This window comes from Brevundimonas sp. AC546 (assembly GCF_979258305.1).
In genome coordinates this window covers 354,570-378,843 of the sequence record NZ_OZ409849.1, presented here as the reverse complement: position 1 = coordinate 378,843, position 24,274 = coordinate 354,570, and the positions used below count along the sequence as shown (strand labels likewise).

Below are 24,274 nucleotides of genomic sequence, written 5' to 3'. Positions count from 1 at the left end.
CCTCCTTCAGGCTTCGGATCTCGGGAATGTCCGCGCGGCGGCCGGCGCGGACAGAGGAAAGAGCAGATCGACGAAACGCTCGGCGGTCGGTTGGGGTTCGTGGTTGGCCAGGCCGGGGCGTTCGTTCGCCTCGATGAAGGCGTAGTCGGGCTCGCGCGGCGACTTCACCATCAGGTCGATGCCGGTGACCGGAATGTCGATCGCGCGGGCGGCGGCGATGGCGGCGCGGATCAGGGCGGGATGCACCTCTTCCGTCACGTCGTGGATGGTGCCGCCCAGGTGCAGGTTGGCGGCCTTGCGCACCAGCACCTCGGCCCCCTCCGGCGCCACGTCGTCGAGGCCATAGCCCGCCTCGGCCAGGGTGCGTTCGGTCTCGCCGTCGATGGGGATAGTGGATTCCCCGCCGGTCGCGGCGGCGCGGCGGCGGCTCTGGTGTTCGATCAGGGCCCTCAGGGTGGAGCGTCCGTCGCCGATGACGCGTGGCGGGCGACGCAGGGCGCAGGCGACGACCTTGTAGTCGATCACCACCAGACGCAGATCCTCGCCCTGGACCTGTTCCTCGATCAGCACCTCGGAACAGATGCGGCGCGCGCGGGTCAGTGCTCCCTGCACGTCTCTCATGGTCTTCAGGCCGACGGCGACGCCCTGCCCTTGCTCGCCCCTCGCCGGCTTGACGACCAGGCTGCCGTGTTTCTCCAGCGCGGCATCGATCGCGGACAGATCGTCGGGGTCGATCCGTTCGGGCACGCGCACCCCGGCCGCCTCAACGATGCGGCGCGTCATCCGCTTGTCGTCGCAGATGCTGAGCGCGACGGCCGACGTCAGTTCCGACAGGCTTTCGCGACACCGCACCGACCGGCCGCCCCAGTTCAGGCGGAACAGCCCGCCCTCGGCGTCGATGATCTCGGTGTGAATGCCGCGCCGACGCGCCTCATCGACGATGATCCGGGCATAGGGGTTCAGGTCGTGGTCGTCGGTGGGGCCGACGAACAGGGCCTCGTTGATCGGGTTCTTGCGCTTGACCCCGAAGAAGGAAACGCGGCGAAAGCCCAGCTTTTCATACAGGGCGATGGCCTGGTCGTTGTCGTGCATGACCGACAGGTCCATGTGCGCCAACCCTTGGGTCTTGAAATGCTCGGCCAGACGCCTGACCAGGGCCTCGCCGACGCCCGGCTGGGTCGCCTGGGGATCGACCGCCAGACACCAGAGGGACGAGCCGCACTCGGGATCTTGGAACGCGCGGGCGTGGTTGACGCCGGTCACCGTGCCGATGACCACGCCGGTCGCCGTATCCTCGGCGACGAAATAGGTAAGGGTCCGGTCGTCGCGATGGGACCAGAAGAAGCCGGGCGGAACCGGCACCATCTTGCGCTTGGCGTAGATGTCGTTGACCGCCTGGGCGTCCATCTCCGACGTCAGGCGACGCACGGTGAAGCCCCGCGGCTGACGGCGGCTGGCGCGATAGGTGGCCAGTTCCAGCCGATAGGTGTGCGACGGATCCAGGAACAGCTCCTGCGGCGCCGAGGCCAGCAGGACGTGCGGATTGCGGACATAGAAGGCGATGTCGCGCCGGTCCGGCCCCTCGGCGCGCAAGGCCTCGACCAAAGGCTCGGCCGTCTCGAACGTCTGGGCGAACAGCAACCGCCCCCAGCCGCAGTCCAGCACGGCGTCGGGCGCAGGCCCATCGCCGGACTGCACCGGCGGCTTCAGGCCCTCGTGACGCAGGCGTTTGAGCCGGTGCGCCTTTGAACGTTCGGGACGGATGTCAGACGCCATGCTGCTGCATCCACATTTCGAGGACCGCGACCTGCCACAGCTCCGAGCCGCGCAGGGGCGTGATGTGCTCAGTGGGATTGGCGAACAAGGTGTCGAGATAGGTCTTGTCGAACAGCCCGCGGTCGCGCGCCGCCTGATTGGTCAGGGCCTCGCGAACCATCTCCAGATATGGGCCCTGAATGTATTTCAGCGCAGGGACAGGGAAATAGCCCTTCTTCCGGTCGATCACCTCGGACGGGATGACTAAACGCGCGGCCTCCTTCAGCACCCCCTTGCCGCCTTGGGCCAGCTTGTGCTCGGGCGGGATTCGGCCGGCCAGTTCGACCAGTTCGTGGTCCAGGAACGGCACGCGCGCCTCCAGACCCCAAGCCATGGTCATGTTGTCGACCCGCTTCACCGGGTCGTCGACCAGCATCACCTGGCTGTCCAGACGCAGGGCCTGATCGACCGGCGTCGCCGCGCGGCCTTGCGCGAAATGGGCCTCGACCAGGGCGCGGCTGACGTCGGTGTCGGCCATGTATGCGCCGTTCAGCTGGGTCTTCAGCGTGGCGTGGCTGCGGTCGAAGAAGGCCTTGGCGTAGGTCTCGACCGGATCGGCCGCGCCCAGCATCGGCGGATACCAGTGATAGCCGGCGAACACCTCGTCCGCGCCCTGGCCCGACTGCACCACCTTGATGTGTTTCGAGACTTCCTGGCTCAGCAGATAGAAGCCGACGTTGTCGTAAGAGACCATTGGCTCGGACATTGCGCTGATGGTGCCCGGCAGGGCCTCCATCAGCCGCTGGTGCGGCACGAAGATTTGGTGGTGCTTGGTGCCGTAATGTTTGGCGATCAGGTCGGAATAGACGAACTCGTCGCCCTTCTCGCCATTGGCTTCCTCGAAACCGACCGAGAAGGTCATCAGATCCTTCTGGCCCAGTTCCGCCAGCAGGCCGACGATCAGGCTGGAATCCACCCCGCCCGACAGCAGGACGCCGACCGGCACGTCCGCGACCATGCGGCGCTTCACCGCCTCGCGCAGGCTGTCCAGCACCCGGTCGCGCCAGTCCTCGGCCGTCAGGGCGGCGTCCTCGGCGTGACGGGTCATGTCAGGCTGCCAGTAGAGACGATCCTTGGCCGCGCCGTCCGCCTCGATCACGCGGATGGTCGCCGGCGGAAACTTCTTCACGCCCTTCAGGATGGTGTGCGGCGGCGGCACCACGGCGTGGAAGGTCATGTAGTGGTGCAGGCCGACCGGATCGATGGTCTTGTCCACATCGCCCGCCGCCAGCAGGGCCGGCAGGGTCGAGGCGAAACGCAGACGCCTGCCCTGTTCGGCCAGATACAGCGGCTTGATGCCAAACCGGTCGCGGGCGATCACGGTGCGGCCGGTGTCGCGTTCATGCAGGACGAAGGCGAACATGCCCTTGAACCGCTCGACGCAGGCCTCGCCCCAGGCCTTCCAGGCCTTGATGATGACCTCGGTGTCGCCGTGCGAAAAGAAGCGGAAGCCCATCCCCTGCAGCTCTTCGCGCAGTTCGGGATAGTTGTAGATGCAGCCGTTGAAGGCCAGGGTCACGCCCAGGTCGGCGTCCACCATCGGCTGCTGCGCCTTTTCCGACAGGTCGATGATCTTCAGGCGGCGGTGACCCAGCCCCACCGGGCCGCGCATCACGATGCCGGACCCGTCCGGTCCACGGGGCGAGAGCGCATCGGTCATGCGTTGAACGGCGCCGGCGTCGGCCGGTCGTCCGTCGAAATTGATCTCGCCGCTAAGACCGCACATGGGCCCTCCTTGAATTGTGGAAGCAGCGGGTACAAATGGTTAGGACACGAAAGAGTTCAACCCGATGAGCGATATTTCCCTTCAGCCAATTTCCGACGCAGCGGCTGATCCCACGGCGTCCCTGGTTCGATCGGTGCGGCGCATCGCCCAGGCCATCGACGTTCGGTCACGAGAGATCGCGCGCCTGACGGGTCTGACCCTGCCGCAACTGCTGGTTCTGCAATCCATCCGCGCCCTGGGCGAAGTCAGCACCAGCGCCATATCCCGCGACGCCTCCATGTCGCCCCCGACGGTGGTCGCCGTGCTGGACAAGCTGGAAACCAAGGGGATGGCCGTCCGCTATCGCTCCACCATCGACCGCCGCGTGGTCCATGTGCGGCTGACGGATGCAGGGCGACAGGCGCTGACCACCTCGCCCGGCTTGTTGGGCGACGGCTTCATCACAGGCTTCGTGCGGCTTTCCTTGGACGATCAGGCCGAAATGGCGATGGCCGTCGATCGACTGGCGACGATGATGCAGTTGCGCAATCCGACTGTTTTGGAGGATGTGGAGACAGGCTGACCTGGCTCAGGCGAACTCCGCCTTGAAGCGGGCGGCGTCCCTGGGGGGCAGATCCTCCTCCGCGCGAGCGGCGACCTCTTGCGCCAGGGCAAGTGCCGCAGGAGCCAGGGGCGAGCCGTTCTCGCCCAGGGATCGCAGCGCCTTGTGCAGACGAATGGCGACCTGAAGATCGCCGAGGCCGAAGCGAATGCTCGGACCGAACACATCGTCCAGCAGGTCTTCGAACGCCAGATCGGCCTCGCGCAGGAAGCGGTCGATGTCGGCGGGCGGCGGCGCAGTGTCATCCCCTCTGGCGGACCAGTCGTCCAGCAGACGCACACCGGCCCCGATCACCTCGATGGCGGTGCCTGGATCATTGACGGCGGGCGACAGGGCCTTACCGCTGATCTCGCCCAGGACGATCAGACCGTGACGAGGATCCTGGGCGAAGGTGCGCGCACGATCCATCGAGAATGCCGCCTGAATGTCCGCCGCTCGCTTGGACGACAGATCGACCGCCCCGACGCGGCACAGGGTTTCGCCCCGCCGCACGAAGGCGCCGGTCGTGGCGACGATCTCGAGAAGCGCATCCAGGTCTTTCGCGATGTCACAAAGCGCGCGCCTGTCGATGTTCTGAACATAGCCGGTGACCAGCGACGATACTCCGGCGCCTGTCAGAGGCGCGGGGTTCGTCGGTCTGGCGCTCACAGGACGGCCGCACAGGGCCTTGGCGGTTTCGGCCTCCACCCGTTCGATCATGTGGCCGAGCCGCGCCAGACTGGAGAGGCGATTGATCCACGCCAGCAGTCTGAACGCCACCAGGACGACCACCGCCAGACTGGTCAGGAACAGCACCGCGCGCCCCTCCGGCCCATAGTAGCGGGCGTTGACAGCCGTCGTCGCCACGACCGCATAAAGGAAGGCGCCCACGAAGGTCGCCAATGACTTCTGGGTCGTCTCGTCGGACGTGACCAGCGCGGCGACACGCGGCGACGCCGCCTGCGAGACGCCGGTATAGGCGCTGACCATCACCCCCAGCGAAAAGGTCGCGACCGCCAGCAGACTGGACGCCAGTATGCTCAGGATCGCTTCAACGGATTCCCCGCCCAGCCTGTCGGCCATGGCCGAGGGCACCCATGGCGTCAGGAAGACGGCCGCCAGCGCCGCGACGCAGCCGAACAAGGCGTACAGGCTGGCCCGCACCCAGATCTCGGCGGTGATCTTTCTCCACACAAACAGCCAGCGGTTCATCCGCACCCCCTGGGCGACAAGTGATGAGGCTGCGGGATCGTTCTGGTCAGAAGATCACTCCGTCAACCGCCGCGCCATTCGCTGAGCATCTTGCCATCGGCGTCTTCGAAGGCGACGCGATCCAGTTGGACCGCGCCGATGCAGACCGGCCGCTGGTCGGGACTGGCGGCGCGGCAGCGGACGGCGCGACCATCGGCGAAGGCGGCCATGCGGCCCTCCAGCACCAGGCGATAACCTTGGGCAGGAGCGACGGGCGGCGCATCGCCCTCACCGCGCACGGTGAACTCATAGGCGCGGCCGTTACGACGCCCGGTCCGCGAGCCTCCCTCGTCGAAGACAGCAGCCAGACCCATTGTCTGCGGCGAGGGCTGCCCTTGGGTCAGAGGATCGCGCTGCGCAGATGGACAGCTCTCGGTGCGCTGCCAAGGGCGCGCTAGCCAGAAGCCCTCGGCCGCCTCCCAAGTTTCGGCGTCGTCCGCGATCAGGGCCGATTTCGACCAATCGCCGGGCACCAGGCTGAGTTTCAGGTTTTGACGGCGCTCGCCCCAGGACAGGGCCGCCAGACCCTCCCTTGCGTTCGCTTCGGCAGGCGACGGCGCCGCATTGCCACAGCCGAAGGTCTGACGCACGACGAACCGTCGACCGGCCAGAGACGCCCCGCCGACTTCACCCCCCGCCGCGTAGGCCGAGGCGGCGATATCCATGGCCTGCAGCAGGCCGGCGCGGTCAAGGGTGGCGGCCGGCAAGACGGTGACGACGGGTGCCGGCGCGGCGACAGGGGCCGGGGCCGGTTCTGGCGCAGCCTGCTCACGCTGGCAGGCGCCGAGGAGAAAGAGGGACGCCGCAAGCGCGACGATCGACGGGCGAGACGACACGGTCGGTACGAGCATGGAACCACACTAGCACGCGCGCCGCTGATGGGGAGGGATCGACCGAAAAAGGTTGACGCGAGCGATGGGGGACGGTCTGCACGGCTTCATGACATTCGATCAGATCGCAGCGCTTGCCGTGCTCGTCGGCGTGGTCGGCGTGCTGATCCACGGCAAATTGCGCGCCGATGTCGTGGCCCTGACTGGCGCCGCCGTTCTGCTGATGCTGGGCGTCGTTCGACCCGTCGAGGTGCAGGGCGCCTTCGCCAGCCCCGCCGTCATCGCCTTAGCCGGCCTGTTCGTCATCGCCTACGCCATCGAGCTTTCCGGCCTGCTGGGCTGGCTGATCCGCCAGGCGACCCAGTTGGCCGCGCGGATCGGCGCCCGGGGAATCTGGATCGTCATCGGCCTGTGCGGAGCGGTCGGCGGCTTCCTGAACAATACGCCGGTGGTGGTGCTGGCCGCGCCGGTAATTCGGGATGTGGCCCAGTCCCTTCGCCTGTCGCCCAAACGGTTCCTGATGCCGCTGAGCCACGTCACGGTCATGGGCGGCCTGCTGACCCTGATCGGCACCTCGACCAATCTGCTGGTCAACGACATGGCTCGCAACGCCGGTCAACCGGTCTTCAGCCTGTTCGAGATCACGCCCGTCGGCCTGGTGATCGCCCTCGTTGGCGGCCTCTGGCTCTATTTCATTGGAGCGCGACAGTTGGGCCGCTCGGTGGCGATGGACGAGGCCGAAGCCGCGCGTCTGGCCGAGATGGAAGACGCCCGACGGCGCACCGAGACAGAAACCCTCGCGCGTCGCAAACGCCTGTTGCCGTTCGGCCTGCCTCGCCTCGGCGAATCCAGCAATCTGGCCGATGGATCGGGCGACGCGCATCTGGGCGATGTCGATCTGTATGGGGCGGCGGACCGGCCGTTCCGCTTGCGGCCGGCGATGATCTCGTTGGCGATCTTCGCCCTGGTGATCGCCTCGGCCGCCCTGGGATGGGCGCCTATCGCCGCCTCGGCCTTCGCGGGCGCCGTCGCTCTGATCCTGCTCAAGGTCATCACGCCCGAGGAGGCCTATGCCGGGCTGCGCCCCGAGATCCTGCTGCTGATCGCCGGCATGGTGGTGGTGGGCACGGCCATCGAGGTGACCGGACTGGCCTCCGCCGGCGCAGAACGCCTCATCGGCGTAATCCGACCGATGGGGCCGTTAGGGGCGTTGATCGTGCTGTACGGCGTGACCCTGTTCGCGACCGAACTGCTGTCCAACGCCACGGTCGCCGTGCTTATCACGCCGATCGCCGTGGCTCTGGCCGAGAGCCTGGGTGTCGATCCCCGGCCCTTCCTGGTTTGCGTCATGATGGCCGCCTCGGCCGCCTTCGCCACGCCCTTCGGCTATCAGACCAATGTGCTGGTCTTCAACATGGCCGGCTACAGCTACATGGACTTCGTCCGGGTAGGCCTGCCGCTGAACCTGGTGACCTGGATCGCCGCCATGATCGCGATCCCGATCTTCTTCCCGTTCTGACAGTATTTGCGAGGCTTAGTCTAGGCACTGCATGCGGACATTCAGTGCATGTGAAATGAATCAAAAGACCAAGCGAGACATCTATTCGGTTAAGCTTCCTAAAATGCCGCTTAGGCGCGAAGGGCCGGCCCTCCCCACTCCCCGCTGCTTCCGCAACGCTCCAGAGGCGTCTTTAACTTACCGCCTATGCGCGGACGTCGAGACTAGGTGGGATAGCACCAATTCAGCCCACATCTTGCCCCACATTGGGTTGTGGATTTCAAACGATGGGCGTGGCTGCGTGTGGACGTCTCAACAAATTAACCTATTGGTTTTCTTTGGCTTTAAACAACCAAAGCACCCCGACGGACATGGATAAGGCAGACAACCTCTCCGCCACCCGTCAGCCTGTCGCTGACGACCGCCGAACTTCTGTAAACTTGTGACGATACGTCTGGCGCAGTTCCACTCGCTATGTGCCATTTAGATCGCTGCCGCCACAAATGGAAACGAGCGGTCCTTTCGACCGCCCGTCCGTTCTTCTTGATCTATCGATCGGTAAGCCGCTGACGCGGCCGACCATTTGGCATCAGAAACGGTAGCGCGCGCCCATAAACACCTGACGGCCTGTGTGATGATAGACGTAGGTGCTATCGCGCGGTCCGTCGAGGTCGCCGTGGTTCTGGCGATTTTCCTCGTCCGTGAGGTTCAGCCCCTCCAGCGTCACACTGAGGTTTTCGGTGAGATTGTACGAGGCGGAGGCGTCGATCGTCGTCGTCTCTGTCTTGCCCTGGTACGGAATGCCGTTGGATCCGCCGTTCGAACCCGGCACGGACTGGTAGTAGGCGTCGCGATAGGCCGCCGACACACGCGCATTGAACTTGCCGTCGTCATAATAAAGCGTGGCGTTCCAGGCGTTTGGCGACAGGTTTACCAGATCCTCGGTCACGAATACGCGGCAGGACGAGTCCGTGCAGTAGTCGATTTCCGATTCGACGTGGGTGTAGTTCAGCTGGGTCCCCAGATTGGCGAATAGACCCGGCAGGAAGGTGAAGGTCTGCTGATAGCTGATCTCGAAGCCCTTCAGGGGGCCGCCTGGCGTGTTGGTGGGGGTGCTGAACAGATACTCCTCGTCGACCGGTCGGTTCGGCGCAGCGGGGAAGGCGACGGGGTTCAGGGCCGTAAGTTGGGCATAGGTCAGCGTTTGCTGAGTCGTCTGAACATAGGTCGAGATATCCTTGTAGAAGTAAGCGAAGGACAGCAGAGCTTCTGGTGCGAAATAGTATTCAACCGAAAGATCGTATGTTTTCGCGCGATAAGGATCCAGATCCACGTTGCCGAGCGACGCTGTACGGTTTGCCGCATCAAAGGCGCTGAGGCCGAACACTGGGATAAGACTGCCAACCGGCGGCCGCGACATGACCTTGGCCGCGCCGAAACGGACGATCAGGTTTTCGAAAGGCTCCAGCGACACATTCAATGACGGCAAGGTGTCTTCATACTCATTTTCGCCCGTCGTGGGCGTCGCCACGCCGCCGACGTTGGAATAGCCGAGAGCATTGACCTCGGTCTTGACCTGACGGACGCCGACGTTGCCGCGGAAGGGCATGGAAGCGATCGTCGTGTTCCAGTCGGCCTGCACATAGGCGCCCGTGTCTTCTTCCGACACTTCGCGCCAGCCGCCGAACGTCGAGGTGTTTTCGTTGAGGCCCAGCAGCCGGAAATCACCGCCGGAAACCCCGGTGTCGCAGTTGCAGCTATAGTTCCAGACATTGTCTAGGGCGCCGAGATCGGGACGAACCCAGGATGTCGCAGAGCCCGCTGGCAGGCCAAGATTATTGCCGAAATCCTCCAGCATGTTGGTGACGTCCGCCAGGCTTACGCCGGCGGGCAGGTTAGGCGCGCCGTTGTTGAGGCGCGCGAAGCTTTGGCTGGTTGATTCGAACTTCTTCCAGCTGGCGCCCGCCTTCAACGTCAGCCAATCATTCAGGTCGTAGACGAAGTTCGCCTCGGCGGTCGAATAGACGTTGTCCTGGAAATTCGAACTGGAGCGCAGTTCGGAACGAGGCTGAGCGCCGGTCGGTCCGACAATGGACCATTGCGCCGGATCGGTGACGTCGAATCCGTAGCCGATCAAGGGCAGATTCCGATCATCTCGGAAATCGATCGTGTAGCCATCGACGTTCTGACGGTCGATGATCGCGCTGACCTGTGTCGGATTGCCGAACTGCGAGTCGGCGCGGCCGACCAGGCCTTTGAAACGGAACTTGTCCGAAAACTCGTGTTCGACGCCGAATGTCAGCTGGGTGAATTCGGTTTCCAACACGTCGAAGCGCTGCTCGCTGCGGACATCCATGTTGTCGAGCTCGGCATAGATCATTTCGCCCGTGTTGGGATCGATTTCGTAATCGACGATTTCCACTTGGGGCTTGCCGCCTTGGCTGGCGTTGCGGCTGAGGGACCAAGCCTGCAGGAAGTTCTCGCTCCGGGTCGAGTCCAGCTTCGAATAAAGGGCGTCGAAGGTGAACAGGGTCGGTCCGTTATCCGGACGGGCCTGGAACGACAGAGTGGCGCCGAGACGCTTTTGCCCGTGCTCAAGGCGACCATAACGTGGAATGCGGGGGTGGTAGGTTCCACCCGGATTTGGCAGGACGCTTGTGTTCAGGAACCCGTTATCCCCGCTGGCCGGCCCCCAACGAACGGAACTAAAGCCTTCTTCCAGGCTCTCCTTCTCGCTGTAGGCAATCGAGAACAGCGCGCCCAACTGCCCGTCGGCCCAAGTGTTGGAGATCAGGGCCGCAAAGCGCGGATCCCAATTTTCTGACAGGTCGTTATAGCCATACTGGCCGGAGATCGCGCCCTGGAAGCCGGGCTTGTCGAATGGTCGGCTGGTCTTCAAATCGACGGTGGCGCCCAGCGACCCTTCCTCAACCTCGGCCGAAGCGGTCTTGCGAACCGTGATGTTGTTGAAGAGTTCTGACGCAAAGACATTGAAATCAAAGCCACGGCCGCGGTTCACGCCGCCAGAGGAATCAGTGGCGCTGGTCGTCGCTTGCGCCTCGATGCCGTTGATGCGGGTGCGGGTGAATTCCGAGCTCAGGCCGCGCACGGTGATCGAACGTCCTTCGCCCGCATCGCGGTCGATGGAGACGCCGGGAATGCGCTGGATAAATTCGGCAAGGTTGGTGTCGGGGAAATCGGCGATATCCTCGGCCGAGATCGCGTCCACGACGCCGGCCTCGTTGCGCTTTATGTTGAGAGCATTCGCCAGGCTCGCACGGAAACCGGTGACGACGATCTCGCTGACTTCGGTCGCGGCGTCATCCTGTTGTGGCGCAGCGGCCTCGGCCGTTTGTGCTGCTGCGTCGTGCGCCATCATGGCGAGGGCGAGCGCGCCCAGCGAAGCGGTGGCGACCAGCGCGGGCCGCGCAAATTTATGGCGTTGGGTCATTGTCATGTCTCCTCCCAGGTGTGGCGTCTCGGGGATCGAAATGTCCCCGTTCAGGCCGCCCGCTGCTGGCGGGCGACACCGGTGTCAGCGCTCGTTGTCCGAACTCCTGCTACCGGTGTCATAAATCTTTAGCCACAGTTGTCGGCGTGTGGCAAGAACGTGACCGCCATGATCTCGAATTTGTAATCTAGCCCCACCGCACTGACTCACAGGCGCCTGAACCAAGACCAAGCGCGCAAGACGCTGGCAACGGGAGGAAAGAATGCCACATACCACCTACGCTTTACTGCATCTTGCGCTGGCTGTGAGGAACACGGCCTCCTCGCGTAAGTTTGGGGCGGCGAGATGATCACCCGACGCACAGCCATCGCCGCCGCCCTCGCCACCACCGCCCTGCCCTTTGCGGCGAGCGCTGATTCTCGCGATCCCAAGGCGCTGACCACGGCAGGTCCCGTGGTCGGAATGCGTCGCGAGGGAATCAGCACTTTCAAAGGCGTTCGGTACGGTGCGCCGACCCGTCGGTTCCAGCCGCCGGAACGGCCGATGCCTTGGCGCGAACCGGTGCGCGCCACTGAGTACGGGGCCTCCAGTCCACAGCGGGGCGACGAGGCGAATCAAGGCGAGGACTGCCTGTTCCTGAACGTCTGGACGCCGGCGACCGACGCCGCCCGACGGCCGGTGATGGTCTATATCCACGGCGGCGCCTATTCGAGCGGATCGGGATCGGACCCGCTGTATGACGGCGCGCGGCTGGCGGCGCGGGGCGACGTGGTTGTGGTCACGCTTAACCATCGGCTGAACGTCTTCGGCTACGCCTATCTGGCGCGGTTGGCGCCGGGGTTCGAGGATTCGGGCAATGCGGGTCAACTGGATCTGATCCTGGCGCTGCAATGGGTGCGAGACAATATCGCGGCCTTCGGCGGTGACCCGTCGCGGGTCATGCTGTTCGGCCAGTCGGGCGGCGGCGCAAAGATCGCCACCCTGATGGCGGCGCCCGCAGCCCAGGGCCTGTTCCACCGCGCCGCGACCATGAGCGGACAGCAGGTGACGGCATCCGGGCCAATCAACGCCACGACGCGGGCGACGGCCTGGCTGAAGGCGCTGGGCCTGACGCCGGACCGGGCGGCCGAGGCGGCGACGATGCCGGCAGAACGGCTGCTGGAGGCGCAAGGCGCCGAGGATCCGATCCTGGGCTTCGGAGGCTTGTATTTCGGGCCGGTGCTGGATTTCCGCACCCTGCCCCGCCACCCCTTCTATCCCGACGCCGCACCCCTGGGCCGGTCGATCCCGATGATCATCGGCAACACGCGCGAAGAGACGCTGGGCTTCATGGGCAACGATCCAAAGAATGTCGGCCTGACGTGGGACACTCTGCCCGCACGACTATCGCCCGGCGTCATGCGGATCGACATCACGCCGGAGGCGGTGATCGCAGGCTATCGCGCCATGCATCCCGACTGGTCGCCCGATCAGGTGCTGATCGCCGCCACGACGGCGGGCCGATCCTGGCGCGGCGCGGTGATCGAGGCTGAGGAGCGGGCCAAGGCTGGGACGCCCGCCTGGGTCTATCAACTCAACTTCCCCGGCGAGTTGGCATCGGGCCGCAAAGGGGCCTTCCACACAGCCGACATCCCCCTGGTGTTCGACAACGTGGAGGCCGTCGGATCGCGAACACGTGGACCGGGCGCGCAAGGCCTGTCAGACCGGATGAGCGACGCCTTCATCGCCCTGGCCCGTGACGGCGATCCCAATCATGCCGGCCTGCCGCGCTGGGACCGCTATGAGTTGCCGCGCCGCCAGACCATGCTGATGGACGTGCAGCCGCGTATGGCCGACGACCCGCGCGGCGACGAACGGGCCTTCTTCTCGGCAATCCCCTACATCCAACCGGGGACCTAAAGCGCGAAATCGAGCCGGGCGGCCCAGGCGCGGACCAGATCCGGCCAGACCTGGGCTGGTTTGCCCTGGATCAGGCGAACGCCGAACCCATGCCCGCCTTCCTGGAACAGATGCGCCTCTGTGGGAACGGCGGCGGCCTTGAGCGTGGTCAGCAGTTGCAGGCTGTTCTCCACCGGCACGGATGTGTCGTCGATGGCGTGCAGCAGGAAGACCGGCGCAGAGCCTCTCCATTCTATCTGCTCCAGGGAATAGGCCGCGATCCGCTCCGGAGACGGCATTTCGCCCAGGAGATAGCTGCGCGATCCTGCGTGGACGTGGGGGTCCGCCATGGTCGCCACCGGATACATCAGCACCGTCAGGTTTGGACGCAGGGACACGGCGTCGGCGGCGTCCACGACCTCATAGGCTGCATCCGTCCGAGCACTCGCCAAGCCTGCCAAATGTCCGCCAGCTGAGGCGCCCAGCACGCCAATTTTCTTCGAATCGACGCCATAGTCGGCGGCCCGACTGCGAATCAGCCGGATGGCGCGCTGCGCATCCTGAAGCGGCGCGTCGGACCCGGCTGCCCATCCGTCGGCCGGCAAGCGATAGCGCAGCACGAAGCAGGTCGTGCCGCTGGCCGCGAAGACGCGGGCGACGTCGTAGCCCTCCTTGTCCAGCACCGCCCAGCGATAGCCCCCACCGGGGATCAGCAGCATGGCCGATCCATTGGGCCGCTCGGGCCGGAAGACCGTCAGGATTGGATCGGTCGTATATTGGGCATAGCGATCATGAAACGCGGGATCGGTCGAACGCTCGGGCACGATCGGCGTGACCGTCACCCCCTGCCCGCCCGGCGCGCCGTCGGGCCACAGGCGGATGATCTCAGTCGGGTCGCCAGGGCCGGCGCGTCCGCCGTCGGCGATCGTCTGCGCCCGTGCGCCATTGACGCTCAAGGCCATCCCGGCCCCCGCGGCCAGACCCAGAAGCGTCCTGCGTTCCATATCCATCGTCATGCCTCCATGCTGAAAAGACGACGGCCGGACGATCGCTCGCCCGGCCGTAATCCTCGATGCGTCGGGACCTAGGCCCCCAGCGCCGTTCGTCAGACCTTGGCCGGCTCGTACTTCGGCATGACCAGGTGAATGACCAGAAGCGCGATCAGATATACCGAACCGGCCACGATGAAGATGGGCGTATAGGTGCCGATCTTCTCCAGGATCTGGCCGACGTATTTGGAGAAAACCATCCCCCCGATACCGCCCAGCATCCCGCCGATGCCGACCACCGATCCTACGGCCTTGCGCGGGAAGACGTCGCCCGGCAGGGCATAGAGGTTGGCCGAGAAGCCTTGGTGCGCCGCTGTGGCCAGGCCGATGATCAGGACAGCGACCCACAGGTTCGACGCCTCTGCGGCAAACATGACCGGCACGGCCAGCACGGCGCACAACAGCATGGTCAGCTTGCGCGCCTTGTTCAGGCTGATGCCCATGTGCATCATCCGCGACGACAGCCAGCCGCCGCCCACGGAACCCACGTCCGACAACAGATAGATGGCGACGATAGGCGGACCGAAGGTCTTCAGGTCCAGGCCGTAACGCTTGCCCAGGAAGTCCGGCAACCAGAACAGGAACATCCACCAGATCGGATCAATCAGGAACTTGCCCGCCGCATAGGCCCAGGTTTCCTTGACGGTGAGCAGCTTGAGCCAGCCCACCTTCTCGTCCGTGTCGGCCGGATCCTGTTCGATATAGGCCAGTTCAGTCGCGGACAGGCGCTTTTGATCACGTGGCTTGCGATAGACCAGCAGCCAGATCGGCAGCCAGATCAGACCCAGGGCGCCGGTGATAACGAAGGCCATTTGCCAGCCGAAGGACAGCACCAGGATCGGCACGATCAGGGGCGTGACGATGGCCCCAATGTTGGTGCCGGCATTGAACAGGCCGGTCGCCAGCGCGCGTTCCTTCTTGGGGAACCACTCGGTTACGGCCTTGATACCGCCGGGGAAGCCCCCGGCCTCACCGGCGCCCAGCACCATCCGGGCCATGATGAAGTGGGACAGATCGCGCGCTCCGGCATGCAGGATATGGCCGACCTGCCAGATGGCGAAGGCGATCCCCAGGCCCCACCGGGCCCCGATCTTGTCCATAAGCCGGCCCCAGATCGCATAAAACAGTGCGTAGGTGGCCTGGAAGTAGAAGACGATGTCGGCGTAGTCGGTCTCCGACCAGCCCATTTCGACGGACAGGGTCGGCTTTAGGAAGCCGATCATCTGCCGGTCGACGTAGTTGATGACCATGGCCGCAAACAGCAGCCACATGATCAGCCACCGGTATTTGCCCGGTGACGGCGCCTTGATCTGAATCGGCGGCGCGACGGAAGCGTCTGACATGGTTATGAAAACCCGTTCCTAAATTTCCTCGACGCGTCCCTTGCTCTTTCCGTCCCTGAACGGCGGCGGGGTTGACGTCCGATGATGTTTACTTGGCCTCGGCCCTGACGACCGAACAATGAAGTTCTGCGATACCCTTGAAGATGCACACGGCCTCGTCGCCCGCGTGGACACGGTGGACGCCGGTGACGGCGCCGGTCGAGACCAGCGTGCCCGCCTTCAGCGGACGGCCCCAGCGCGCGCAATGCTCCAGCAGGAAGCGCACCGATTCCATGGCCCCGCCGGCCAGCGAAAGCGAACCGCCCGTGCCGACGCTGGCGCCGTTGATGACGGTCTCGACCTCGATGCCGTCCAGACGCTCGCGCCAATTCTCGACCTCGGGGCCGATCATCAGCCCGCCGTTGTTGCCGAAGTCGGAGGCGACGACGGCCGAACCCAAGTCGTTGATCGCCGACAGCGGGCTGCCGGCCAGTTCGACGCCGATGAAGACCTTGTCCACGGCGGCCGTGGCCTCCTCGATGGTCCAGTCCGTCTTGGCGGGATCGGCGTCGGCGCCGATCCGGGCGATGAACTCCGATTCTACGGCGGCGAACCCGCCCTCGATCTCGGGCAGCGGCACGACGGTGTCGCCGGGCGCGGGCCAGACGTTGCGGGCGAAGATCGCGCCGGCCAGGCGATGGATGCCCAGTTTCGGCTGCTGCGCCGGCGGCACGCCGCCCACCTTCCAACCCACGACCTCATCGGGAAACAGGCCGATGGCGATGTCCTGAATGGCGTAGGACTCGGCCATGCTCTGAGGAATCACGCCTGGATAATCGGGTGTGTTGCGCGCAGCCAGGCGTGCTGCGACGAACTGCTGTGCGATCGCGGCGGGATCCGCGGGCCGCGCATCGGCCTGGCTCGCGTGAGAAGGGGTCGAAGTCAAAAGGGTCGCCTCGTGAATAAGCTTCGATAAGAGCGACGAAGGAAACCGGTGTCAATGCGCTTTAGCAACGCCCCATGGCGCTGACGGCGAGTCGCGGCTATGCCTTTGCATTGCACATAGGGAAGGAGCCGAACCTTGGCTCAGGACGATCCGCGATCCGGCAAACCGGGCAAGCGGGCCACGATCAACGATGTCGCCAGAGAAGCGCAGGTCTCCAAGAAGACCGTCTCGCGCGTCATCAACCAATCGCCGTTCGTCAAGGAAGACACGCGCGAGCGGGTCAACGCCGTCATCAAGACCCTGGGCTTCACCCCCGATCCCCAGGCGCGTGGCCTGGCGTTCCGGCGCTCGTTCCTGGTCGGCCTGATCTACGACAACCCCAGCCCGACCTATGTCGTGAACATGCAGCAGGGCGTGCTGGATGCGCTGAAGGGTTCGGGTCTGGAACTGGTCGTCCACCCCTGCAACCGCAACTCCCCTACCCTGCTGGAAGACATCCGAGGCTTCGTCGAGCGCCAGCGTCTGTATGGCGTCATCATGCCGCCGTCGGTGTCGGAGGACGAACAGGTCATTGACCTGCTGCGCGACCTGGACTGCCCCTATGTCCGCATCGCCTCGGTGGCGCTGGACGAGCCGCAGGCCATGGTGGTCACCAACGACTGGATCGGCGCGGCCGAGGCGGCGGCGCATCTCGCCGACCTGGGGCACCGGCGAATCGGCCTGGTGCGCGGCCCGGACCTGTTCCGGTCGTCGGCCGTGCGGGGCAAGGGCTTCCTGGACGCCCTAGCCGAACGGGGCATACCGCTGGACCCTGCCTATGATTTCAAGGGCGCCTATACGTTCGAATCGGGCGTCGAGGCCGGGCACGCCCTGTTGGCCCTAGAGACGCCGCCGACCGCCATCTTCACCCTGAACGACGACATGGCCATCGGCGTGATGCAGGCGGCGCGGGATCGAGGGCTGGAACTGCCGCGCGATTTGTCGGTCGTCGGCTTCGATGATTTGCCGATGGCGGCGCGGGTCTGGCCCAATCTGACGTCGGTGCGCCTGCCGATCCGCGACATGGGGCGGATGGCGGCCGAGAAACTGCTGGCGCCGATGCGCGGCGTCGATCCGGCCAAGATGCAGCAGCCGGAAGTCCGACCGGCCCTGGTGGTGCGCAAGTCGGCGATCCCGGCGGCCTGAAAAGGCCGGTCGGCGCGCGGGATCGCGCGCCGACCCCTAGCCTTAAGCCGTTTCGAGAACGGGCTTGGCGGCGAGAACACCCTTCAGATAGTCGCGGATGCCTTCGTCGGTGGCGTTGGCGAAGAAGTAGTCCTGGAACCGCTCGCCGGCGATGGCCGCCTTCAGCAGGTCTTGGTCCATCGTCTTCAGCACCGTCAGCATGTCGTGGCAGGTCACGGCCTTCAGGTCGCTGAGAACGCCGCGATTCTTGCGCATGATCTCGGCCCGCTCCTTGGGATAGCCCAGACCTCGCTCGCCTTCGAACAGCTTACGATAGACATCCTGCAGGTTCAGTTCCGCCGCCCAGCCAAAGCCCTTGGCGTACGGCATGGCGATGGCGTTGCCGTCATTGATCTGGCCGAACAGGAAGGCGTCGGTGGGGTCGATGATCAGCCCGCAGAAGACACCCGGCATGGCGTTCGCGGCCAGCATCGAGCCCGTGCCTGTGCCGCAACCGGTGACGACGAAATCGGCCGCGCCCGAGTTCAGCAGGATGCCGGTCAGGACGCCGTTCATCACATAGGTCAGCGACGCCTTGTCCTCAGCCGCATACATTCCATAGTGGAAGACTTCATGGCCCAGGGGCTCCGCGACGGCGGTCAGCGCGGCATGCACCGTCTCGCTTTTGGCGGCCTGGCTGTTTTCGATGATGAGAGCGATCTTCATGGGGGAATCCTCAAGACGGTGGCGAAGCGATGCCGAACGGATGTCGGCGATTATGGTCTAATCGATTGCATCATAATATGACACCGGTTACCTAGTCCACAGAAGGACGGACGCAAGATCCGTCACTGTGGCTCGCGGTGCGAGTTCCTAGGGAGACCCGCATGTACGACCCCATGTACGACAAAGTCTATCAGGCCACCCATCCCGACATGATGGACGGCGCCTCGAACCAGCAGCTGCGGGATCGCTATCTGATCGAGGGCCTGTTCGTTCCGGGCAAGATCAGCCTGAACTATTCTCACCACGAGCGGATGATCATCGGCGGTGCGACCCCGGCCGAGACCGCCCTGAATCTGCCCACCCATTCCGAGCCGCCGTCGCTGGCCGGCGCGCCGTTCCTGCAGGCCCGCGAACTGGGCGTGGTCAATATCGGCGGCGCCGGTTCGATCACTGTGGATGGCGAGACGATCGAACTGGGCTTCCGCGACGGCCTTTATGTGCCGATGGGATCGAGCGACGTCAGCTTCGCCTCGAACGACGCCGCCGAGCCCGCGAAATTCTATCTGGTCGCCACCCCGGCCCACGCCCGCTACGACCTGACAAAGATCTCGATCGACGAGGCCGTGCCGCTGGAAATGGGCGCGCTGGAGACATCGAACGAACGGACCATCTACCAGTATGTCGTGCCCGCCAAGGTCAAGTCCTGCCAGCTGCTGCTGGGCGTGACGGTGCTCAAGCCTGGCTCGGTGTGGAACACCATGCCGCCGCACATTCACGACCGCCGCTCGGAGGCCTACCTCTATTTCGGCCTGGGCGAGGACGACCGCGTCTTCCACTTCATGGGCGAGCCGGACAAGTCGCGCCACATCGTCATCGCCGACGGCGAGGCCGTGATCTGCCCGCCGTGGTCGATCCACACGGGCGCAGGCACATCGAACTACACCTTCATCTGGGGCATGGGCGGCGAAAATCTCGACTACACCGACATGTACAAGCTCGACATCTGCCAGTTGAAGTAATCAGGACAAGAGGAAGAAAAACATGAGCAATCCGTTCGACCTGACCGGCAAGGTCGCCCTGGTCACCGGCGGTAACGTGGGTCTGGGTCAAGGCATCGCCCTGGCCCTGGCCGAGGCCGGCGCCGACATCGTCTCGGTCGCCCTGTCGGATTCCGACGACACGGTCGCAAAGGTCCAGGCCCTGGGCCGTCGCGCCCACGCCATCAGCGCCGACCTGACCTCGATCGAGCCGGTCGAGCGCGTGGTTCAGGAAGCCCTGGCCGCGATGGGGCGGATCGACATCCTGGTGAACAACGCCGGCCTGATCCGTCGCGCCGACGCGGTGGACTTCACCGAGGCCGACTGGGACCTGGTGCTGAACATCAACCTGAAGACCGTCTTCTTCATGAGCCAGGCGGTCGCCCGCCTGTTCATCAAGCAGGGCGACGGCGGCAAGATCATCAACATCGCCTCCATGCTGTCCTTCCAGGGAGGCATCCGCGTGCCCTCCTACACGGCGTCCAAGTCGGGCGTCGCCGGCCTGACCAAGCTGATGGCCAACGAGTGGGCGCCGCACCGCATCACCGCCAACGCCATCGCCCCCGGCTATTTCGCCACGGCCAACACCCAGGCCCTGCGCGAGGATCCGGTGCGTTCGGCCGAGATCCTGGGCCGCATCCCGGCCGGCCGCTGGGGCGAGCCTTCGGACCTGGGCGGCGCAGCCGTCTTCCTGGCCAGCCGGGCCTCGGACTATGTCCAAGGCGCCATCCTGCCGGTCGACGGCGGCTGGCAAGCACGCTGATCTAAGGCTAGCCTTTCGACCATGACTGACATTGCCTCGGGCGGCCGCATCCTCTGCTTCGGCGAGATGCTGCTGCGGTTCTCGCCCAACGACAACGAAATGCTGATGCAGTCCCCCGCCCTGACGATCCGTCCGGCGGGGGCCGAGGCGAACGTCGCCGTGTCCCTGGCCCGCTTCGGCGTGCCGACCGGGATGGCGACGGTCCTGGCCGACAACGCCTTGGGCCGGGGCGTGCGCGACGAGGTGCGCAAGCACGGCGTCGACACCTCGCAGGTCGTGTTCAAGCCGGGGCGCATGGGTCTGTATTTCCTGACGCCCGGCGCAGTGCGTCGTCCGTCGGAAGTGCTGTACGACCGCGCCGGTTCGGCCTTCGTCGAACATGTGCACACCGCCTTCGACTGGGACGCTCTGCTCGACGGGGTCGAATGGCTGCACGCCTCGGGCGTGACGCCGGCGACAGGGCCGAACGGTTCGGCCGCCGCCCTCGCCATCATCGAGGCCGCCGTCACGAAGGGCGTCAAGGTCAGCTATGACGGCAACTTCCGCGGCAAGCTGTGGGAACAGTGGGACGGCGATCCGCCCGCCACCCTGGGCAAGATGCTGGCCGGCGCCACGGTCGCCTTCGCCGACGACCGGGACTTCGCCCTGGTGCTGAAGACGAAGTTCGACAGCGCCGATCCGGCCGTGCGCCGTCGCGAGGCCGCCAAGGTCGCCTTCGCCGCCTTCCCCCGCCTGCAACGCATCGCCTGCACCCTGCGCGTCCAGGAAAGCGTCGCCGACCAGGCCCTGTCCGCCGTCATGCTGACCCGTGACGGCGACGGCGTGATCGAGACCAACGCCGAGGCCATTCACATGACCGGCGTCGTGGACCGCGTCGGCGGCGGCGACGCCTTCGCCTCAGGCGTGCTGTTCGGTCTGTGGAACGGATGGTCGGATCAGGAGGCGCTGGACTTCGGCTTGGCCGCCGCCGGCCTGAAACATTCCGTGCCGGGGGACTTCAACCTGTTCACGGCCGACGAGGTTCGCGCGGCCATGGGCGACGGCGGGTTCGATATCCGCCGTTGAATACCGTCTCCTCCCCACTTGTGGGGAGGGGGACCGCGAAGCGGTGGAGGGGCTCTTGAAGTCCCACAGAAACTTACGATGACCTAAAAAAACCCTTCCGTCATGACGCTAAAAAAGCGCCGCGCCACCTCCCAATCGCTGCACGATTGGGAGGAGACGGAAAGACTAGGAAACCGGTGTCAGACATGCTTGAGTGATGCTTCGAAACGGTCGCCAAGAACCGTCCGAGAGAGGTCACACCAGGAGTTTCCATGTCCGTCACGTCCATGAACCGCCGCGCCCTGCTGGCCGCCGGCGCCGCCGCCACCTTTGTCGCCGCATCCGGCCCTGCCTTCGCCCAGGCGTCGCCCGAGCGCACGGCCGTACTGGACGCCATGAAGCGGGCCGCCCGGTTCATGAGCGAGGAGGCCGCCGTCGAGGGCGGCTATGTCTGGCAGTATCTGCCCGACTTCTCGCGCCGCTGGGGCGAACTGGAAGCCAGCCCGACCATGATCTGGGTCCAGCCGCCCGGCACGGCCACCGTGGGCCACCTGTTCCTGGACGCCTATCACGCCACCGCCGACGAATATTACTACGAGGCCGCCAAGAAGGCCGCCGACGCCTTGATTAAGGGCCAGCACCCGTTGGGCGGCTGGAACTATGTCATCGACACCGCCGGCGAGGAATCGCTGAAGCAGTGGTACGGAACAGTTGGCGCCAACGCCTGGCGGCTGGAGGAATTCCACCACTATTACGGCAACGCCACCTTCGACGACGCCGGCACGGCCGAGGCGTCGCAACTGCTGCTGCGGGTCTATCTGGAGAAGAAGGACCGCAAATATCTGGCGCCCCTGAACAAGGCGATCAGCTTCGTGCTTGAGAGCCAATATCCGAACGGCGGCTGGCCCCAGCGCTATCCGTTCGTCGAGAACGGCGGCCTGCACGGACATGAGGACTATACGCCCTACATCACCTTCAACGACGATGTGGCGGGCGAGAACCTGGAGTTCCTGATCTACGCCTATCATGGCCTGGCGCGGAACGGCCGGGGCGACGCCAAGGTGCTGGACGCCATCAACCGCGGAATGGACATCTTCGTGAAGACCCAGCAGCCGCAGCCTCAACCGGCCTGGGGCCTGCAGCACTTCCCCGACACGCTGAAGCCCGCCGGCGCACGCACCATCGAGCCGCAAGCCTTCGTCACCCATGCGACGGGGACCAACATCCGCTCGATGCTGGGCTTCTATCGCCTGACCGGTGACCGGAAATATCTGGCGCGCCTGCCCGAGGCGATGGACTGGCTGGACCAGGTGGCGACCAAGCCGCCGCTGAACACGCCGGGCCGCACGCACCCGACCTTCGTTCTGGAAGGCGCCAATACGCCGATCTACATCCACCGGCGCGGGTCCAACATCGCCAACGGCCAGTATTACGCCGACGACAACCCCACCAATCTGATTGTCCACTACGGCTCGTTCCGCAACGTGGACACCCCTGCCCTGCGCGCCGAATATGCGCGCCTGTCGGCCCTGCCGGTCGATGAAGCTACACAAGGCTCGCCCTTGAAGGCGCGCCCCGGCTCGCTGAACCTGCCGAAATATTTCACGCTTCAGGACGTGGACGTCTGGGACATGTCCAGCGACGCGCGCCGCCCGACCCTACCGCACGCCAATCGCGTGGCAGAGGTGATGGCCGGGCTGAACACGCGCGGCTACTGGTCCACGCCTCTGACCACGACGTCCAACCCGTACAAGGGGCCATCGCCCACGGCGGTGACCGGCGGCGAGTACCAGATGACCCGCGTCGGCGACCTGTGGGACACCTCGCCCTATCAGACCGACTTCCCGGTCGAGGGCGTCTCGACCTCGGTCTTCATCCGCAACATGGGCGATCTGATCGAGGCGTTGGGGGCGTAAGCGCCCTCTCCACTCTTTCGTCATCCTTGGGCTTGTCCCAAGGATCCAGACTCCCGGTCTCAGGACGGATGCACCGGGAGTTTGGATCCTCGCCACGAGGGCGAGGATGACGAGTTCAGGAATGCGACCGCTTGGTCAGAGCGCCAGCATGTCCCGCGTGATCCCGCCAACCGACTTCGCCCCGGTCAACGTCATCGCCACCCGCATCTCTTTCTCGAACAGGTCGAGCAGATTGCCGACGCCGGCCTCGCCCCCCGCCGCCAACGCATAGACAAAGGCCCGCCCCAGCAGGACGGCGTCGGCGCCCAGGGCGATGGCGCGCACCACGTCCAGGCCGTTGCGAATGCCGGAATCGACCAGGATCTTCAGGTCGCCCTTCACCGCCTCGGCGATGGCTGGCAGGGCGCGGGCGGACGACAGCACCCCATCCAGCTGACGCCCGCCATGGTTCGACACCACGATGCCGTCGGCGCCGAAGCTGACCGCGTCACGGGCGTCCTGGGCATCCAGAATGCCCTTGATGACCATCGGCCCGTCCCAGAAATCTCGGATCCATTGCAGGTCTTTCCACGAGATCGACGGATCGAAGTTGTTGGCCAACCACCCGATGTAGTCGGCCAGGCCCGTCGGCTTGCCCAGATAGGCCGACACATTGCCCAGATCGTGCGGCCGTCCGTTCAGCCCCACATCCCAGGCCCAGGCTGGGTGCGTCATGGCCTGGACCATGCGGCGGATCTCGGCGTTGGCGCCGCTCATGCCCGAATGGGCGTCGCGGTAGCGGGCGCCGGGCGTCGGCATATCGACGGTGAAGACCAAAGTCTTCACCCCCGCCGCCTTTGCCCGCTCCAGCGCATTCCGCATGAAGCCCCGGTCGCGCAGCACATAGAGCTGGAACCACATAGGCCGATCAATAGCGGGCGCCACCTCCTCGATCGGACAGACCGAGACGGTGGACAGGGTGAAGGGCACGCCGCGCGACGCCGCCGCCTTGGCCGCCTGGACCTCGCCGCGCCGGGCGTACATGCCGGTCAGGCCGACGGGCGCCAGAATGATCGGCAGGCGCAGGGTCTCGTCGAACAGCCGGGTTTCTAGGCTGAGGCTGGTCATGTCCTGCAGCACGCGCTGGCGAAGGGCGATGGCCTGCCAGTCCTCGACGTTGCGGCGCAGGGTCTGCTCGGCGTAGGCGCCGCCGTCGATATAGTGGAACAGGAAGGGCGGCAGCTTGCGCCGCGCCGCCTCTCGGTAATCGCCCGGCGACGAGATGATCACGCGCCCGTC

General features: G+C 65.3%; 18 protein-coding genes. 8 read left to right on the top strand and 10 right to left on the bottom strand.

Going from position 1 to position 24,274, the window contains the following annotated elements:
* Positions 1-6: 6 nt before the first annotated feature.
* Together ngg and ACZZZD_RS01840 are read right to left on the bottom strand one after the other, a co-directional pair.
* Entirely contained in the window at positions 7-1,776 is a 1,770-nt protein-coding gene (gene ngg / locus ACZZZD_RS01845) for an N-acetylglutaminylglutamine synthetase (RefSeq protein WP_463432120.1), read from the bottom strand.
* The gene (locus ACZZZD_RS01840) at positions 1,766-3,541 is read right to left on the bottom strand and encodes an N-acetylglutaminylglutamine amidotransferase (RefSeq protein WP_463432118.1); all 1,776 of its coding nucleotides are present in this window, start codon (positions 3,539-3,541) and stop codon (positions 1,766-1,768) included. The genes ngg and ACZZZD_RS01840 overlap by 11 nt, the downstream gene beginning before the upstream one ends.
* A gap of 64 nt (positions 3,542-3,605) precedes the next feature.
* Here ACZZZD_RS01840 and ACZZZD_RS01835 point away from each other — a divergent pair, with 64 nt between their 5' ends.
* Positions 3,606-4,103, top strand: a complete 498-nt coding sequence (locus tag ACZZZD_RS01835; RefSeq protein ID WP_463432116.1) for a MarR family winged helix-turn-helix transcriptional regulator — start codon at positions 3,606-3,608, stop codon at positions 4,101-4,103.
* 6 nt (positions 4,104-4,109) lie between these two features.
* Here the strand turns inward: ACZZZD_RS01835 and ACZZZD_RS01830 are convergent, their stop codons facing one another.
* On the bottom strand, positions 4,110-5,333 hold the full coding sequence (locus ACZZZD_RS01830) for a DUF2254 domain-containing protein (protein WP_463432114.1): 1,224 nt from the start codon (positions 5,331-5,333) through the stop codon (positions 4,110-4,112).
* Positions 5,334-5,395: 62 nt separating this feature from the next.
* Positions 5,396-6,223, bottom strand: coding sequence for a hypothetical protein (locus tag ACZZZD_RS01825; protein WP_463432112.1), 828 nt, complete (start codon positions 6,221-6,223; stop codon positions 5,396-5,398).
* Positions 6,224-6,287: 64 nt separating this feature from the next.
* Here ACZZZD_RS01825 and ACZZZD_RS01820 point away from each other — a divergent pair, with 64 nt between their 5' ends.
* A complete protein-coding gene (locus ACZZZD_RS01820) occupies positions 6,288-7,721 on the top strand; it encodes an SLC13 family permease (protein ID WP_463432110.1) in 1,434 nt (477 codons plus the stop codon).
* A 568-nt stretch (positions 7,722-8,289) separates the two neighbouring features.
* On the opposite strand, the gene ACZZZD_RS01815 is transcribed toward ACZZZD_RS01820, so the two are convergent.
* The gene (locus ACZZZD_RS01815; protein ID WP_463432108.1) at positions 8,290-11,151 is read right to left on the bottom strand and encodes a TonB-dependent receptor; all 2,862 of its coding nucleotides are present in this window, start codon (positions 11,149-11,151) and stop codon (positions 8,290-8,292) included.
* A 345-nt stretch (positions 11,152-11,496) separates the two neighbouring features.
* Between ACZZZD_RS01815 and ACZZZD_RS01810 the strand changes: the two genes are divergently transcribed.
* Complete coding sequence (locus ACZZZD_RS01810; RefSeq protein ID WP_463432106.1) at positions 11,497-13,050, top strand: carboxylesterase/lipase family protein; 1,554 nt, start codon at positions 11,497-11,499, stop codon at positions 13,048-13,050.
* Here ACZZZD_RS01810 and ACZZZD_RS01805 read toward each other — a convergent pair.
* The 3 genes from ACZZZD_RS01805 to ACZZZD_RS01795 all read right to left on the bottom strand — a co-directional run bounded on the left by ACZZZD_RS01805 (position 13,047) and on the right by ACZZZD_RS01795 (position 16,211).
* Positions 13,047-14,039 carry an alpha/beta hydrolase gene (locus ACZZZD_RS01805; RefSeq protein ID WP_463432104.1) on the bottom strand — a complete coding sequence of 331 codons (993 nt, stop codon included), beginning with the start codon at positions 14,037-14,039 and terminating at the stop codon, positions 13,047-13,049. The two genes, ACZZZD_RS01810 and ACZZZD_RS01805, sit on opposite strands and share 4 nt — an antisense overlap.
* A gap of 95 nt (positions 14,040-14,134) precedes the next feature.
* The gene (locus ACZZZD_RS01800; RefSeq protein WP_159850834.1) at positions 14,135-15,421 is read right to left on the bottom strand and encodes an MFS transporter; all 1,287 of its coding nucleotides are present in this window, start codon (positions 15,419-15,421) and stop codon (positions 14,135-14,137) included.
* Between the two features lie 88 nt (positions 15,422-15,509).
* Positions 15,510-16,211: a 2-keto-4-pentenoate hydratase gene (locus ACZZZD_RS01795; RefSeq protein ID WP_463432100.1), complete on the bottom strand. Its 702-nt coding sequence runs from the start codon at positions 16,209-16,211 to the stop codon at positions 15,510-15,512.
* Positions 16,212-16,481: 270 nt separating this feature from the next.
* On the opposite strand from ACZZZD_RS01795, the gene ACZZZD_RS01790 reads away from it, so the two are divergent.
* The gene (locus tag ACZZZD_RS01790; protein WP_159850830.1) at positions 16,482-17,531 is read left to right on the top strand and encodes a LacI family DNA-binding transcriptional regulator; all 1,050 of its coding nucleotides are present in this window, start codon (positions 16,482-16,484) and stop codon (positions 17,529-17,531) included.
* A 42-nt stretch (positions 17,532-17,573) separates the two neighbouring features.
* On the opposite strand, the gene ACZZZD_RS01785 is transcribed toward ACZZZD_RS01790, so the two are convergent.
* Positions 17,574-18,236, bottom strand: a complete 663-nt coding sequence (locus ACZZZD_RS01785) for an RpiB/LacA/LacB family sugar-phosphate isomerase (protein WP_135195709.1) — start codon at positions 18,234-18,236, stop codon at positions 17,574-17,576.
* A 173-nt stretch (positions 18,237-18,409) separates the two neighbouring features.
* Between ACZZZD_RS01785 and kduI the strand changes: the two genes are divergently transcribed.
* The 4 genes from kduI to ACZZZD_RS01765 all read left to right on the top strand — a co-directional run bounded on the left by kduI (position 18,410) and on the right by ACZZZD_RS01765 (position 22,996).
* Positions 18,410-19,255 (top strand): 5-dehydro-4-deoxy-D-glucuronate isomerase, encoded by an 846-nt coding sequence (gene kduI / locus ACZZZD_RS01780; protein WP_463436056.1) that lies wholly within the window; start codon positions 18,410-18,412, stop codon positions 19,253-19,255.
* A gap of 22 nt (positions 19,256-19,277) precedes the next feature.
* On the top strand, positions 19,278-20,036 hold the full coding sequence (kduD, locus tag ACZZZD_RS01775) for a 2-dehydro-3-deoxy-D-gluconate 5-dehydrogenase KduD (protein WP_463432096.1): 759 nt from the start codon (positions 19,278-19,280) through the stop codon (positions 20,034-20,036).
* A gap of 21 nt (positions 20,037-20,057) precedes the next feature.
* Positions 20,058-21,101 (top strand): PfkB family carbohydrate kinase, encoded by a 1,044-nt coding sequence (locus ACZZZD_RS01770; protein WP_463432094.1) that lies wholly within the window; start codon positions 20,058-20,060, stop codon positions 21,099-21,101.
* Positions 21,102-21,352: 251 nt separating this feature from the next.
* Positions 21,353-22,996: a pectate lyase gene (locus ACZZZD_RS01765; RefSeq protein WP_463432092.1), complete on the top strand. Its 1,644-nt coding sequence runs from the start codon at positions 21,353-21,355 to the stop codon at positions 22,994-22,996.
* Between the two features lie 135 nt (positions 22,997-23,131).
* Here the strand turns inward: ACZZZD_RS01765 and lldD are convergent, their stop codons facing one another.
* Positions 23,132-24,265 (bottom strand): FMN-dependent L-lactate dehydrogenase LldD, encoded by a 1,134-nt coding sequence (lldD, locus tag ACZZZD_RS01760; RefSeq protein WP_463432090.1) that lies wholly within the window; start codon positions 24,263-24,265, stop codon positions 23,132-23,134.
* Positions 24,266-24,274: the final 9 nt, after the last annotated feature.

Excerpts from the sequence above, each read along its gene's own strand:
- ngg (WP_463432120.1), bottom strand. The coding sequence starts at position 1,776 with ATGGCGTCTGACATCCGTCCCGAACGTTCAAAGGCGCACCGGCTCAAA.
- ACZZZD_RS01840 (WP_463432118.1), bottom strand. The coding sequence starts at position 3,541 with ATGTGCGGTCTTAGCGGCGAGATCAATTTCGACGGACGACCGGCCGAC.
- ACZZZD_RS01835 (WP_463432116.1), top strand. The coding sequence starts at position 3,606 with ATGAGCGATATTTCCCTTCAGCCAATTTCCGACGCAGCGGCTGATCCC.
- ACZZZD_RS01830 (WP_463432114.1), bottom strand. The coding sequence starts at position 5,333 with ATGAACCGCTGGCTGTTTGTGTGGAGAAAGATCACCGCCGAGATCTGG.
- ACZZZD_RS01825 (WP_463432112.1), bottom strand. The coding sequence starts at position 6,223 with ATGCTCGTACCGACCGTGTCGTCTCGCCCGTCGATCGTCGCGCTTGCG.
- ACZZZD_RS01820 (WP_463432110.1), top strand. The coding sequence starts at position 6,288 with ATGGGGGACGGTCTGCACGGCTTCATGACATTCGATCAGATCGCAGCG.
- ACZZZD_RS01815 (WP_463432108.1), bottom strand. The coding sequence starts at position 11,151 with ATGACCCAACGCCATAAATTTGCGCGGCCCGCGCTGGTCGCCACCGCT.
- ACZZZD_RS01810 (WP_463432106.1), top strand. The coding sequence starts at position 11,497 with ATGATCACCCGACGCACAGCCATCGCCGCCGCCCTCGCCACCACCGCC.
- ACZZZD_RS01805 (WP_463432104.1), bottom strand. The coding sequence starts at position 14,039 with ATGGATATGGAACGCAGGACGCTTCTGGGTCTGGCCGCGGGGGCCGGG.
- ACZZZD_RS01800 (WP_159850834.1), bottom strand. The coding sequence starts at position 15,421 with ATGTCAGACGCTTCCGTCGCGCCGCCGATTCAGATCAAGGCGCCGTCA.
- ACZZZD_RS01795 (WP_463432100.1), bottom strand. The coding sequence starts at position 16,211 with ATGGCCGAGTCCTACGCCATTCAGGACATCGCCATCGGCCTGTTTCCC.
- ACZZZD_RS01785 (WP_135195709.1), bottom strand. The coding sequence starts at position 18,236 with ATGAAGATCGCTCTCATCATCGAAAACAGCCAGGCCGCCAAAAGCGAG.
- kduI (WP_463436056.1), top strand. The coding sequence starts at position 18,410 with ATGTACGACAAAGTCTATCAGGCCACCCATCCCGACATGATGGACGGC.
- kduD (WP_463432096.1), top strand. The coding sequence starts at position 19,278 with ATGAGCAATCCGTTCGACCTGACCGGCAAGGTCGCCCTGGTCACCGGC.
- ACZZZD_RS01770 (WP_463432094.1), top strand. The coding sequence starts at position 20,058 with ATGACTGACATTGCCTCGGGCGGCCGCATCCTCTGCTTCGGCGAGATG.
- ACZZZD_RS01765 (WP_463432092.1), top strand. The coding sequence starts at position 21,353 with ATGTCCGTCACGTCCATGAACCGCCGCGCCCTGCTGGCCGCCGGCGCC.